Genomic DNA, 13,914 nt, shown 5'->3' with positions numbered 1-13,914 from the left:
TCGCGTACCGCGCGCCCGTCGACCGGCCGAGCTACCCGTTCGAGTGGGCCGGTCGCGCGCCGCCGCCGCACCGCGCGCGCCCGCTGATAGCCGTGGTGCATGCTGCTCACCCCCCGCACCCCGGGTCCCCGGGCCCGCACCACGGCTTCCCCAGCCGGCACCACGGCACCCTGGGCCCGCCTCACGCCCTCCCGGCGCCGCAAGGCCGCCGCGCTCCTCGCCTCCGCCGTCTCCGTCTGCCTCCTCGCCGCGAGCGCCCCGGCCGCCCCGCTGGGCGTCGGCGACCGCCTCTTCCCGCACCTGGGCAACCCCGGCTACGACGTGGCGTCGTACGACCTCTCCTTCACCTATCCGGGCACCAACAGCAAGCCCCTCCAGGCGGTCACCACGATCGACGCCTGGACGACGACCTCCCTCGACCACGTGAACCTCGACTTCGCGCACGGCAAGGTCGACTCGGTCGAGGTCGACGGCGAGCCCGCGGCCTTCGCCGGAGCCGGCGAGGACCTGGTGGTCACACCGGAGAAGCCGCTGCCCGAGGGCAGTTGGATGCGCGTCACCGTCCGGCACACCAGTGACCCGGTGGCCGCCGAGAACCGGGACGGCGGCTGGGTGCGGACCGCGGACGGGCTCGCCATGGCCAACCAGGCCGACGCCGCCCACCTGGTGTTCCCGTGCAACGACCACCCCTCCGACAAGGCGATGTTCACCATCAGGGTCACCGCCCCCCAGGGCTACACGGCCGTCGCCAACGGTCTGCCGACCGGCGTGGAGCGGGCGGGCCGGGCCACGACGTGGACGTATCGGACCCAGCACCCCATGGCCACCGAGCTCGCCCAGGTCTCCATCGGCCGCTCCACCGTGGTGCGCCGCAGTGGTCCGCACGGCCTGCCCGTCCGGGACGTCGTGCCCACCAAGGACCGCGAGCGGCTGGAACCGTGGCTGAAGAAGACCCCCGACCAGATCAGCTGGATGGAGGGGAAGGTCGGACCGTACCCCTTCGAGACGTACGGCCTGCTCATGGCCCAGGCCGACACCGGCTTCGAACTGGAGACACAGACCCTCTCCCTCTTCGAGAGGGACCTGTTCACCGAGCCCGCCTACCCCAAGTGGTACGTCGAGTCGATCATGGTGCACGAGCTGGCCCACCAGTGGTTCGGGGACAGCGTCAGCCCGCGCACCTGGTCCGACCTGTGGCTGAACGAGGGGCACGCCACCTGGTACGAGGCCTTGTACGCGGAGGAGAAGGCGGACCGCCCCATGGAGGCGCGGATGAAGGCCGCGTACGGCGCCTCCGACCGCTGGCGCGCGGCCGGCGGACCGCCCGCCGCCCCCAAGCCCCCCAACCCCGGCCAGAAGATCAGCATCTTCCGGCCGAACGTCTACGACGGTGCCGCGCTGGCCCTCTACGCCCTCCGCCAGGAGATCGGCCGTCCCGCCTTCGAACGCCTGGAGAAGGCATGGGTGACCCGTCACCAGGACGGCGTCGCCACGACCGCGGACTTCGTCGCGCTCGCCGAGGAGATCTCCGGACGCGAACTCGGCACCTTCTTCGAGGGCTGGCTCTACGGCGTCAAGACCCCGCCGATGCCGGGCCACCCGGAGTGGAAGTCGGCCGCACCCCAGCGGGCGACCGGGCGATAACCCAGTGACGAGACGTGCCGTGCCGTGCGACCATCTTCAGGTCGGCGCGGCACGGGACACGGGAATCTCCCGGCGTACTCGTGCGTTGTGAGCAGTGACGGAACAGCTCAGAAGCTCCGCTGGGGCTCTGTCGCCGCCTTATCGCACTCCCCATCGACGTAAGGACCCAATGACCTCCTCTTCATCTTCTTCCCAGGACACACAGCGCCTCGCGCATGCCTATCCCGAGGGTCTTCGGGCCGATGCCCTGATGGAAGAGGACGTCGCCTGGAGCCACGAGATCGACGGGGAGCGGGACGGCGAGCAGTTCGACCGTTCCGACCGCGCGGCCCTGCGCCGCGTAGGGGGCCTCTCCACCGAACTCGAGGACGTCACCGAGGTCGAGTACCGCCAGCTTCGTCTGGAGCGGGTCGTCCTCGTCGGCGTCTGGACCTCGGGGACCGTACGGGACGCGGACAACTCCCTCGCGGAGCTCGCCGCCCTCGCGGAGACCGCCGGGGCACTCGTGCTCGACGGCGTGACCCAGCGCCGCGACAAGCCCGACGCGGCTACCTACATCGGTTCCGGCAAGGCCGACGAGCTGCGCGACATCGTGCTCGAAACGGGCGCGGACACCGTCATCTGCGACGGTGAGCTCAGCCCGGGCCAGCTCATCCACCTCGAAGACGTCGTCAAGGTCAAGGTCATCGACCGTACGGCCCTGATCCTGGACATCTTCGCCCAGCACGCGAAGTCCCGAGAGGGCAAGGCGCAGGTCGCGCTCGCGCAGATGCAGTACATGCTGCCGAGGCTGCGAGGCTGGGGTCAGTCCCTGTCCCGTCAGATGGGCGGTGGCAAGGGCGGCGGCCTCGCCACCCGTGGTCCCGGTGAGACCAAGATCGAGACGGACCGGCGTCGGATCCGCGAGAAGATGGCGAAGATGCGCCGGGAGATCGCGGACATGAAGACCGGCCGCGAGATCAAGCGCCAGGAACGCAAGCGCAACAAGGTGCCCTCGGTCGCCATCGCGGGCTACACCAACGCCGGCAAGTCCTCCCTGCTCAACCGCCTCACGGGCGCGGGAGTCCTGGTCGAGAACTCGCTGTTCGCGACCCTCGACCCGACCGTGCGCCGGGCCGAGACGCCGAGCGGCCGGCTGTACACGCTGGCGGACACCGTCGGCTTCGTCCGGCACCTGCCGCACCACCTGGTCGAGGCGTTCCGCTCCACCATGGAGGAGGTCGGCGAGTCCGACCTGATCCTGCACGTGGTGGACGGCTCGCATCCGAACCCGGAGGAGCAGCTGGCGGCCGTACGCGAGGTGATCAGGGACGTCGGAGCCACCGGTGTGTCCGAGATCGTCGTGATCAACAAGGCGGACGCGGCCGACCCGCTGACGCTCCAGCGGCTCATGCGGATCGAGAAGCGTTCCCTCGCGGTCTCGGCCCGTACCGGCCAGGGCATGGCCGAACTGCTTGCCCTGATCGACAACGAGCTGCCGCGGCCCTCGGTCGAGGTCGAGGCCCTCGTGCCGTACACGCACGGCAAGCTGGTCGCCCGCGCGCACGACGAGGGCGAGGTGATCTCCGAGGAACACACCCCGGAGGGCACCCTGCTCAAGGTGCGGGTGCACGAGGAACTGGCGGCGGATCTGGCACCGTACGTTCCGGCGCCGCTCGCGTGACGGCGTAAGGCCATGGCGCGTAACGCCACGGCGTGAGGCTGTGGTGTGAGGCCGTGGCACCTAGCAGGCCGAAGGCCCGTACCCCCGCTCATCGTGGGGGTACGGGCCTTCGGCCTGCCTGCGGAGCAGGCGCAGGAGCGGGGGTGGTGGAGGTCACCGACCGCCGTAGGTCTCGCTCATGGTCTTGTAGAGCGACTCGGCGTCCCGGCCGAGCTGTGGGCCCGCGAGCCAGGTGTTGTCGGTCGGGCCGATGGAGGTGTTCGAGACCAGCTGGGTCTTGCCGCCCACCACGCGGAACCAGCCGCCGCCGGACGAGCCGCCCGTCATGGTGCAGCCGATGCGGTACATCGTCGGCAGACCCGTGCCGACCGAGAGCCGGCCCGGCCGGTCGAGGCACTTGAACATCTGCAGCCCGTTGTACGGCGGTGCGGCCGGGTAGCCCCAGGCGCCCATCGAGGCGACCTCGGTCGCGGACGGGGCGGAGAAGTCGACATCCAGCGCGCCGGTGGTCTCCTCCAGGGACTTGGCGCCGGCCTCCGGCTTCACATGCAGCACCGCGTAGTCGTAGGCGGCACCCGCGCCGCCGGTCTCCGAACCGCCCTTGATCCACCCGTTCGAGGTAGAGGCCCAGTCGGCCCACCAGTTGCCGTAGGGCGCGATCTCCGAGGCCGTGGCGTTGCCGAGCTCCGCCTCGGACTTGCCGAGGTCGTTGTACGCCGGGACGAAGACGATGTTGCGGTACCAGCCGCCCTGACCGCCGGCGTGCACGCAGTGACCGGCCGTCCACACCAGGTTGGACTTCCCCGGGTGGTTGACGTCCTTGACGACCGTGCCGGAGCAGACCATCGGACCGTCGGGGGAGTCGAAGAAGATCTTGCCGACCGGGGCGGCGTTCTGGTGGTACGGCGTCTTCTCGGCCGTGGCCTCGACGGGTACCGGCTCCGGGTCGCTGACGCCCTGGTCGGCGGCGGCGTCCTTCGTCGAGACGGTCTTGTCGGCCTCCTTCGCGGACTGCATCCGCTCGGGCTTCCAGAGACCCTCGATCACCGGGTTGACGAAGTCCTTGGCCTCACTGAGCCACTTGTCCTTGTCCCAGTCCTTCCAGCCGCCGGCCGCCCAGGCGTCGACGTCGATGCCCTGTTCCTTGAGCTTGTCGGCGACACCGGCGGGGATCTTGACTTTGCCCGTGGTGGTCGGGGAGGCGGTGGCGCCGGGCTTGTCGCCCGCGCTCGCCTCGTCCGAGCCCTTGCAGGCGGTCGCGGTCAGCGCCAGGGCCGCGACGAGCCCGGTGGCGACGAAGAAGGTGTGGTGGCGTCGCCCGTGCCGTGATGCAGCGGGCGTACGTGTGGAACGCATGGTGCGGTTAACCCCCGTGAGAACTCGTACATGTCATGGACTGTCATGGGCTTGTCACATGGCAGGTCGATCCCTGTGGATCCTCCTTGAGGACGACACCCCACTATGCCCGTGGAGTTGAGGGTGAACGGCGGTGAGGCGGTGAAGGTTTTCCCTCGGCACCCCACCGCCGTCCGTCCTCGATGCGCCGTCCGGCCTCGGCGTACGGTCACTGGCCGGCGAACTTCTCGCTCACCGAGTCGTACACGCCCTTGGCCACCTCACCGAGGCGCGGGCCGGCCAGCCAACCCGAGGTCACCGGGCCGATCGAGGTGTTGGAGACCAGCGCGGGCTTGCCGTCCGAACCGGTCGCGACCCAGCCGCCGCCTGACGAACCACCCGTCATCGTGCAGCCGATGCGGTACATCGTCGGGTCCGAGACACTGATCGACAGCCGGCCGGGCTTGTCCTGGCACTGGAACATGGTCTGGCCGTCGAACGGCTCCGCGGCCGGGTAGCCGGTCGCCTCGATGGCGGCGACCTTCGTCACGGCCGGCGCCTTGAAGTTCACCGGCAGAGCCGAACCGACGGTCTCCTCCAGCGACTTGCCGCCGCTGCCCTCCTCCGGAGTCACATGGATGACGGCGAAGTCGTACGAGGCACCGTCACCGCCCGTCGCCCCGCCCTGCTCGATCCACTGGTCCGAGGTCTGCGCCCAGTCACCCCACCAGGCACCGTACGGAGCGACCTCTTCCTTGGCGGCGGTCTCCAACTGCGCGGTCGTCATGCCCTTGTTGTTGTACGACGGCACGAACGCGATGTTGCGGTACCAGCCGCCCTTCTTGCCGGCGTGCACGCAGTGGCCCGCCGTCCACACCAGGTTGGACTTCCCGGGGTGGGCCGGGTCCTGTACGACCGTCGCCGAACAGACCATCGTGCCCTCGGGGGAGTCGAAGAACACCTTGCCCGCCTCGGGCGCGTTGGCATGGTACGTAGGCGCGACGGCCTTGGCGTCCACGGGAGCGGGCTCCGGGTCGGTCACGCCCTGGTCGCCGGAGAGATCGCTGTCGTCGACGGCGTTCTCCGGGTCCTCGGCATCCCGCATCCGGTCCGGGTCCCAGAGCCCCTGGATGATCGGGTTGATGAACTCGTCGGCCTCGCGCAGCCAGTCGTCCTTGCTCCAGTCCTTCCAGGCGCCGTTCTTCCACTTGTCGAGATCGATCCCGCGCTCTTTGAGCTTGTCCTTGATGTCGTCCGGGATCGTGATCTTGTCGTCGCCCGCGGAGGTGGCGGAGGCGGAGGCCTCAGCGCCGGCCGTCTCGTCGCCCGAGTCGCAGGCGGTGGCGGTGAGTGCGAGTACCGAGGCGAGGGCGACGGCGGCCAGCACGGGGGAGGTTCTGCGGCGCGCGCTCCTTCCTCGACGGGTGGTGAAGGACGGCCGTATGGGTCGCATGGTCTGACTCCCCCTGAGGTGAACGAACTGGGTGCTGTGCCGTGAACTGCGGCGCGGGCGGCCCGACATGGATCCGCCTCCGGGCTGATCCGGACCGGCCCGAGCCGACACGGACCCGTCCGAATCGCTCCCGGTCGACACGGAGTGATCCGAGTCGATCCGGAGTGAATCGGTGAATCGGGTGGCTCGCGCGCCGAGCTCACGGGTGTGGGAACGGCATCACACACTATGCGCTCGCTGTGGGGGACTTCCGACAGGAGGGCAACGGTTCCGTCACGGCAAGGATCTTGAGGCAACCCGTAACCCGCTGAGCCGTCCGGGGTTGGTAGCCACAGGGGCGTACCGGAGGTGGTCGGGCCTGCGACGGTCGGTCCGGTCCAGGTGTCCGCGGTCCGAGTCGGTCGACCCGGCCGACGTGTCCGATTCCCACAGGTTGCGCGAGTCTTCGAGTGATCGCTCGCGGGGTTTCGTATGTCGGGTCGGGTGAGGACGCGAAAAACGGCTCGCCCCTGGACTGCGGGAGGGCGGGAAGCGTGGCTGTGAAGACGACTGCGGCCGGCGTGGTGGCGGGGGCCGGAACGGGGAGGCCGTGGTGACCGGAGCTGGTGAGACTGGGGTGGGCGCGCTCGATGAGGCCCTCGGGGGAGGCCTCGCGTTGGAGGTGCCCGGTGGGGCGCAGAGTGGGGCGCGCAGCGGGATGCGTGGCGCCGACATGGGGGTTCCGCGGCGTCAGCCGGTGCGTGAACCGGCGGCGCGTACCTACGCTCGCGCCCTGCCGATCGTGCCGGTGCGGGCCCGTGGGCTGACCATCGAGGGTGCGGACGGTCGCCGCTACCTGGACTGCACCTCGGGCGCCGGCACCCTGGCCCTCGGCCACAACCACCCCGTGGTCCTGGAGGCCATCCGCAAGGTCCTCGACTCGGGCGCCCCACTGCACGCCCTCGACCTCGCGACTCCCGTCAAGGACGCCTTCGTCGCGGAACTCCTGCGCACCCTCCCGCCCGGACTCGCCGAACGCGCACGGGTGCGGTTCTGCGGCCCGGCCGCCGGGGATGCCGTGGAGGCCGCGTTCCGGCTCGTCCGGTCGGCGACCGGACGCAGCGGCATGCTCGCCTTCACGACCAGCCGGCACGGGACGACCGCCGGGGCGTTCGAGGCTCCCGGCGAGACCGTCGATCCGCGGATCGTGCGCCTGCCCCATCCCCAGGACTACCGCTGCCCCTTCGGCGTCGGCGGTGCACGCGGCGCCGAACTCGCCGCCCGTTGGGCCGAGTCCGTCCTCGACACCACCAGGCCCCGGCTCTCACTGCCCGCCGGGATGATCCTCGAACCCGTCCAGAGCGAGGGCGGTGTGATTCCCGCGCCCGACGAGTGGATGCGGCGCATACGGCAGATCACGGCAGCCCGTTCCGTCCCGCTGATCGCCGACGAGATCCGGACCGGAGTCGGGCGCACGGGCGCCTTCTGGGCGGTGGACCACAGCGGCGTCACCCCCGACGTGATGATCCTCTCCCACGCCATCGGCGGCAGCCTTCCCCTGGCCGTCCTGGTCTACCGGGACGACCTCGATCCCGGAGAGCCCGGCGCCTTTGCCGACACCTTCCCCGGGAACCAACTGGCCATGGCCGCGGGCACGGCAACCCTGACCTACGTCCGTGAAAACCGCCTCGCGGAGCGGGCCGAAGCGATCGGCTCACGCATGCTGGGCCGACTTCGGGGACTTGAGCAGGAGTTCCCCATCGTCGGTGACGTCCGGGGCCGGGGCCTGATGGTCGGGATCGAACTGGTCGAGGTGGAGGGGGGATCCGGGTCGGCTGGGGTCGCGGCTGATGCTTCTGGGGCTCGGCGGACGACCGTGGCCGGGGCTGCGACCTCGGCCGGGGCCGCGAATCTGTTCGGCTTGGGGTACGTCGGTGGGGGTGACGGTGGTGCTGCCGGTGCCCTGGCCCGAGTCCCTCGTCCCGCCGCCCCAGAACTCGCCGCTGCCGTCCAACGGGAGTGCCTGCGCCGCGGCCTGATCGTCGAACTGGGCGGCCGCTACAGGAACGTTGTCCGGCTGCTCCCTCCGCTCACGATCACCGACGAGCAAGCGGACGCGGTGATGGACCGACTGACCGACGCGGTGGAGGCAGTGGCCCGTGACCACACGCCCGAAGGCCGAGTCCTCCCCTGAACACCTCTGACCTCCACTCCCAATCTGACCTCCATTCCAAACACTCGCCTCTTTGAACACCAGGACCCCGCACACGCCTCACCGCAGGACGAGGCCGACCTCGCCGTATCGCAGCACGAAGCCGACACCCGCCGGCCGCACGAGCCAGAACCACCCCGAGGACCACAGCCTTGAACACCACCCCCGCACCCGGCAGCCGTGCCCACCCCCACGTTCACGCAGGTGGAGAGGGGGTGGCCGTGGGGTCGGAAGAGAGGGTTCCGGCTCAGGGGAGGCGCCCTGCGACCGAGCGGCTGCGCGGCGGGGCCACCGCGGATCTCCTGGAGCACCCCGACCCGCATACGGCGGCCGACTCAGCGACCGTGGAGAACCTGCTCCGTTGCTGGGTACGCGAGACCAACCTCCCCGCCCCCGACAACGGGACCCTCCGCATCCCCCTGCCCGCCAGCGGCACGGCTCTCCTCGCCCCCGTCCTTTACTGGTCCCCGACAGGCTGGCACCGCTTCGGCCCGCCCTACTTCGCCGATACTCCCCCCGAGGCCCCACCGGCCGACGCGATCACCGTCGCCGCCCTGCTCACGCGCGAGTCACCAGCCGGACGGACCGCCACCGACAGCGCCCCCACGTTCGCACCCGCCCCCATGCCTCCCACTCCGCTCCAGGTGTCCGTTGCTGCCGACCCGATCAGCGCCGGTGCCGATCTCGTTGCCCGAGTCGCCGACTCCGTGCGCCGAACCGCCGTCTTCCTCTCCGAGCGACGGAAGCACCCCTCGGACGGGTCCGATCTCTTCCTCGCCGCCGAGCAGGCACTGGTGCTCGGACACCCGCTGCACCCCACCTCCAAGAGCCGCGAGGGTCTCTCGGAAGCCGAAACGCGGCTGTACTCACCCGAGCTGCGTGGTTCCTTCCCCCTGCGCTGGCTGGCCGTGGCCCCCTCCGTGACGGCCACGGACTCGGCCTGGACCGAGCGAGGCCGCCCGATCCCCGCGGCCCAACTGGTCGCCCGGCTCGCCGGAGCCGGACTGCCACTCCCCGACGGCCACACGGCCCTGCCCCTGCATCCCTGGCAACTGCACGAGATCCTCCACCTCCCCGAGACCGCGTCCCTGTTCGATGGGGGACTCCTCCAGGACCTGGGCACGCACGGACCCCCCTGGCACCCCACCTCCTCCCTGCGAACCGTCCACCGATCACACGCCACCGCCATGCTCAAACTGTCCCTGGGCCTGCGCATCACCAACTCCCGCCGTGTGAACCTCCGCAAGGAACTCCATCGCGGAGTAGAGGTCCACCGGTTGCTCCGCAGCGGCCTGTTCCAGCAGTGGCAGGCGGCCCACCCGGGGTTCGACATCGTCCGGGACCCTGCCTGGATCGCTGTCGACGGGCCGGACGGCAGCCCCGTCCCAGGGCTCGACGTGATGATCAGGCACAACCCCTTCAACCCCACCGACGACGTCTCCTGTATCGCCGGACTGGTCTCGCCCCGACCGCAGGTCCCACCGGGCACCGCCGAAGGCCGTCGGTACGCCGGCCGACCGGTCCTGCGGTCCCGGCTGGCCGAGGTCGTGACGCGCCTCGCCGGCCGGACCCGCCGTCCTCAGGGAGCCGTTGCCGTCGAGTGGTTCCTGCGCTACCTCGAACACGTCGTCCGCCCGGTGCTGTGGCTGGACGCGGAAGCGGGGATCGCGCTGGAAGCCCACCAGCAGAACACCTTGCTCCTGCTGGACGCCGACGGCTGGCCCGTCGGCGGTCGCTACCGGGACAACCAGGGCTACTACTTCCGGGAGTCCCGGCGCACGGAAATCGACCGGCGTCTGCCCGGCATCGGCGAACACAGCGACACCTTCGTCTGCGACGAGGTGACCGACGAGAGGTTCACGTACTACCTCGCGATCAACAACGTCCTCGGCCTCATCGGCGCCTTCGGCTCCCAACGTCTCGCTGACGAACGGCTTCTGCTCGCCGCCTTCCGCGGCTTCCTCGCCGACGTGGCCACGGGGCCGGCCCGTCTGCGCACGACACTCCCCACCCGACTCCTCGACTCACCCGTCCTGCGCTGCAAGGCCAACCTCCTCACCCGCCTGCAAGGCCTCGACGAACTCGTCGGACCGGTGGACACCCAGTCCGTCTACGTCACCATCGCCAACCCCCTTCACCACTGACCGAGTTCACGACCGAGTTTTGAGTGGCCCAGCCCCTGACCGAGGTCACTGACCGCAGCCGAAGCCCGCTTTCCTCCCCCTTCTTCTTCCCCTCCCCCTGACTCGGCCGTCGCCCTTCTCGCTGAGGAACGTGCGTCGTCCCCACTTCTGAGAGGAGCAGCACCGTGTCTCCACCCGAACCCGGTGCCACCTCAGGCACCGCCCACCTCGCCGTAGGCCTGAGCAGCGTGGACACACTGGAGCTGCGCCTGCCCCACGAACTCATCGTCCGGTGCCAGCGGGAGAGGGAGCGGGACCGGACCGACACCGAACTGGCCGCGCTGGCCCAAGACCGGACCGACAAGGCGCTGTCCGCCACCGACACCGCCACACCACCGGCCGACGACCTGCTCGACCGTGTCGCGGACTGGGGGCCGACCACCACCCCCGCGGGTGTGTTCCACCTCGTTCCCGTGTGTATCGACCTAGACCTTCCGCTGGTCAGCCGTTGGATGAACGACCCCGCTGTCGCAGCGTTCTGGGAGTTGGCCGGACCCCGGTCGGTCACGGAGGACTACCTGAGGGACCAACTCGCCGGCGACGGCCGCAGCCTTCCCTGCCTCGGCGTGCTGGACGGCGTGCCGATGAGCTACTGGGAGATCTATCGGGCAGATCTGGATCCGCTGGCCCGCCACTATCCCGCTCGACCTCACGACACAGGGATCCACCTACTGATCGGCGATGCAGCCGACCGGGGCAGGGGACTGGGCAGCGCTCTGTTGAGAGCCGTCGCCGATCTCGTACTCGACAAGCGGGTCGCCTGTACCCGTGTGATCGCGGAACCCGACCTTCGCAACATCGCCTCCATCGCCGCCTTTCTGAACGCGGGCTTCGTTCTCACCACCGAGGCCGGCCTGCCCACCAAGCAGGCCGCCCTCATGGTCCGAGACCGGCACCTTCGCCCTCTCCCGTGACGCCACGTCGCGGTGTCATCACTTTTGGTACACCGCCCACGCGGTTCCGGTTCCCACTCGGGCCACACGTATTTCCAGCCGAGCCGATCGCCCTTGTCTCCATGACCGATGCGGGCAGCGACAAGCCCGACTTCCCTCACCACCGGGCCCGGCCCGGATATCAGCGTGCCGCTCCCGAAAGAAACCGAAGCGATCCAGGCCCTGGGGCGAGTCGCCCTGAACGTAAATGTGCTGGCGCAGGCCGCAACCGATCCGGTCCGAACCGAAACGGTCCACATTGAGGAGTGCCCGGTCTTGATCCCACCCTTCGTCACCGCCTTGATCACCCGTTTGTCAGTGCCGGGCCGTAGGGTGGTCGCGCTATGACGAAGCCCTCACTCCCCGAACTCCTGCATGCTGCCGTCACTGCCGTTGGCGGCACGGAGCGCCCAGGCCAGGTGACCATGGCCGAAGCCGTCGCGGAAGCGATCGACGACGGCTCCCATCTCCTGGCCCAGGCCGGCACCGGCACCGGAAAGTCGCTGGGCTACCTCGTGCCCGCGCTCGCGCACGGGGAGCGCGTCGTCGTAGCGACCGCCACGCTCGCCCTGCAGCGACAGCTCGTGGAGCGGGACCTGCCACGCACGGTCGACGCGTTGCATCCGCTGCTGCGCCGCCGCCCCGAGTTCGCCATGCTCAAGGGCAGGTCGAACTACCTGTGTCTGCACCGCCTCCACGAGGGTGTCCCGCAGGACGAGGAAGAAGGCCTCTTCGACCAGTTCGAGGCGGCCGCGCCGACCAGCAAACTGGGCCAGGACCTGCTGCGCATGCGGGACTGGGCCGACGAGACCGAGACCGGTGACCGCGACGACCTCACGCCCGGCGTCTCCGACCGTGCCTGGGCCCAGATCTCCGTCTCGTCGCGGGAGTGCCTGGGTGCCTCGAAGTGCGCGTACGGTGCCGAGTGCTTCGCCGAGATGGCCCGCGAGCGCGCCAAGCTCTCCGAGGTCGTCGTCACCAATCACGCGCTGCTCGCCATCGACGCCATCGAGGGCGCCCCGGTCCTGCCGCAGCACGAAGTCCTGATCGTCGACGAGGCGCACGAACTGGTGTCCCGGGTCACCGGAGTCGCCACCGGTGAACTCACCCCGGGTCAGGTCAACCGCGCGGTGCGGCGCGCGGCCAAGCTCGTCAACGAGAAGGCCGCCGACCAGCTCCAGACCGCCGCCGAGGGCTTCGAGCGGCTGATGGAACTAGCGCTTCCCGGCCGCCTGGAGGAGATCCCGGAGGACCTCGGTTACGCGCTGATGGCCCTCCGCGACGCCTGCCGCACGGTGATCTCCGGGATCGGCGCCACCCGCGACAAGTCCGTCCAGGACGAGGACGCGGTCCGCAAGCAGGCGCTGGCCTCGGTGGAAAGCGTGCACGACGTGGCGGAGCGCATCACGAACGGCTCCGAGTGGGACGTCGTCTGGTACGAGCGCCACGACCGCTTCGGTGCCTCTCTGCGCGTCGCCCCCATGTCGGTCTCCGGTCTGCTGAGGGAGAAGCTGTTCGCGGACCGCTCGGTGGTCCTGACCTCGGCGACGCTGAAGCTGGGCGGCGATTTCAACGGGGTCGGTGCCTCCCTGGGCCTGGCCCCCGAGGGCACGGAGGGCGAGGACGTCCCGCAGTGGAAGGGTATCGACGTCGGCTCGCCCTTCGACTACCCCAAGCAGGGCATCCTGTACGTCGCGAAGCACCTGGCGCGACCCGCGCGGGACGGCGACCGTGGGGACATGCTCGACGAGCTCACCGAGCTGATTCAGTCGGCCGGTGGCCGCACCCTGGGCCTTTTCTCCTCGATGAGGGCCGCCCAGCTGGCCGCCGAGGAACTGCGCTCCCGTATCCCCGAGTTCCCGATCCTCCTCCAGGGCGAGGAGACCCTCGGTGAGCTGATCAAGAACTTCGCGGCCGATCCCAGGACGTGCCTCTTCGGGACGCTCTCCCTCTGGCAGGGCGTCGACGTCCCCGGCCCCAGCTGCCAGCTGGTCGTCATGGACAAGATCCCGTTCCCGAGGCCGGACGACCCGTTGATGAGCGCCCGCCAGAAGGCCGTGGAAGAGGCGGGGGGCAACGGCTTCATGGCGGTGGCCGCCACCCACGCGGCTCTGCTGATGGCTCAGGGCGCCGGCCGCCTCGTACGGGCTTCCGGGGACCGGGGCGTGGTTGCGGTACTGGACCAGCGCCTGGCGACGGCACGGTACGGGAGCTATCTGAAGGCCTCGCTGCCCGACTTCTGGTACACGACGGACCGAAACCAGGTCCGGAAGTCGCTGGCCGCGATCGATGCGATGGCGCAGAAGGCGGAATCGACGGAAGCGGAAGTCACCGCTGAGTGATCGGCGGAAGCCACGGCTGATCGGTCGAGCTGAACGATCGGGGGGGGGGGGGGGGGGGGGGGGGGGGGGGGGGGGGGGAGAAGAACCCCGGGCAAGGGGGTGGGGAACCCGCGTTGGGGGGCGGGGGGGAGCGAGGGGAAAAGCGAAAAAAAAAAAGAAGAGGGGGTGGGG

8 protein-coding genes are annotated in these 13,914 nt (G+C 70.1%); 6 read left to right on the top strand and 2 right to left on the bottom strand.

Annotated features, from left to right (window positions below; genetic code table 11):
• Positions 1-99 precede the first annotated feature (99 nt).
• Both ACZ5VD_RS40805 and hflX read left to right on the top strand, forming a co-directional pair.
• On the top strand, positions 100-1,644 hold the full coding sequence (locus ACZ5VD_RS40805; protein ID WP_468554372.1) for a M1 family metallopeptidase: 1,545 nt from the start codon (positions 100-102) through the stop codon (positions 1,642-1,644).
• 169 nt (positions 1,645-1,813) lie between these two features.
• Positions 1,814-3,307: a GTPase HflX gene (gene hflX, locus ACZ5VD_RS40800; protein WP_468685524.1), complete on the top strand. Its 1,494-nt coding sequence runs from the start codon at positions 1,814-1,816 to the stop codon at positions 3,305-3,307.
• 153 nt (positions 3,308-3,460) lie between these two features.
• Here the strand turns inward: hflX and ACZ5VD_RS40795 are convergent, their stop codons facing one another.
• Positions 3,461-4,663, bottom strand: a complete 1,203-nt coding sequence (locus ACZ5VD_RS40795; RefSeq protein ID WP_468685523.1) for a trypsin-like serine peptidase — start codon at positions 4,661-4,663, stop codon at positions 3,461-3,463.
• Positions 4,664-4,871: 208 nt separating this feature from the next.
• Positions 4,872-6,095 (bottom strand): trypsin-like serine peptidase, encoded by a 1,224-nt coding sequence (locus tag ACZ5VD_RS40790; RefSeq protein ID WP_468685521.1) that lies wholly within the window; start codon positions 6,093-6,095, stop codon positions 4,872-4,874.
• A gap of 697 nt (positions 6,096-6,792) precedes the next feature.
• Between ACZ5VD_RS40790 and ACZ5VD_RS40785 the strand changes: the two genes are divergently transcribed.
• The 4 genes from ACZ5VD_RS40785 (at position 6,793) to ACZ5VD_RS40770 (ending at position 13,743) form a co-directional block, all read left to right on the top strand.
• Entirely contained in the window at positions 6,793-8,268 is a 1,476-nt protein-coding gene (locus ACZ5VD_RS40785) for an aminotransferase class III-fold pyridoxal phosphate-dependent enzyme (protein ID WP_468685550.1), read from the top strand.
• Between the two features lie 170 nt (positions 8,269-8,438).
• Positions 8,439-10,430, top strand: coding sequence for an IucA/IucC family protein (locus ACZ5VD_RS40780; RefSeq protein ID WP_468685520.1), 1,992 nt, complete (start codon positions 8,439-8,441; stop codon positions 10,428-10,430).
• Positions 10,431-10,594: 164 nt separating this feature from the next.
• Positions 10,595-11,383: a GNAT family N-acetyltransferase gene (locus tag ACZ5VD_RS40775; RefSeq protein WP_468685518.1), complete on the top strand. Its 789-nt coding sequence runs from the start codon at positions 10,595-10,597 to the stop codon at positions 11,381-11,383.
• A 362-nt stretch (positions 11,384-11,745) separates the two neighbouring features.
• Entirely contained in the window at positions 11,746-13,743 is a 1,998-nt protein-coding gene (locus ACZ5VD_RS40770) for an ATP-dependent DNA helicase (protein ID WP_468685517.1), read from the top strand.
• The last annotated feature ends 171 nt before the right edge of the window (positions 13,744-13,914 follow it).

This window comes from Streptomyces sp. NPDC032822, assembly GCF_055578825.1.
This window is presented reverse-complemented; position numbering and strand designations above follow the sequence as displayed.

What these genes read in the sequence shown, in the direction of transcription:
- ACZ5VD_RS40770 (WP_468685517.1), top strand. Translation starts at nt 11,746, where the DNA reads ATGACGAAGCCCTCACTCCCCGAACTCCTGCATGCTGCCGTCACTGCC.
- hflX (WP_468685524.1), top strand. Translation starts at nt 1,814, where the DNA reads ATGACCTCCTCTTCATCTTCTTCCCAGGACACACAGCGCCTCGCGCAT.
- ACZ5VD_RS40790 (WP_468685521.1), bottom strand. Translation starts at nt 6,095, where the DNA reads ATGCGACCCATACGGCCGTCCTTCACCACCCGTCGAGGAAGGAGCGCG.
- ACZ5VD_RS40785 (WP_468685550.1), top strand. Translation starts at nt 6,793, where the DNA reads ATGCGTGGCGCCGACATGGGGGTTCCGCGGCGTCAGCCGGTGCGTGAA.
- ACZ5VD_RS40805 (WP_468554372.1), top strand. Translation starts at nt 100, where the DNA reads ATGCTGCTCACCCCCCGCACCCCGGGTCCCCGGGCCCGCACCACGGCT.
- ACZ5VD_RS40795 (WP_468685523.1), bottom strand. Translation starts at nt 4,663, where the DNA reads ATGCGTTCCACACGTACGCCCGCTGCATCACGGCACGGGCGACGCCAC.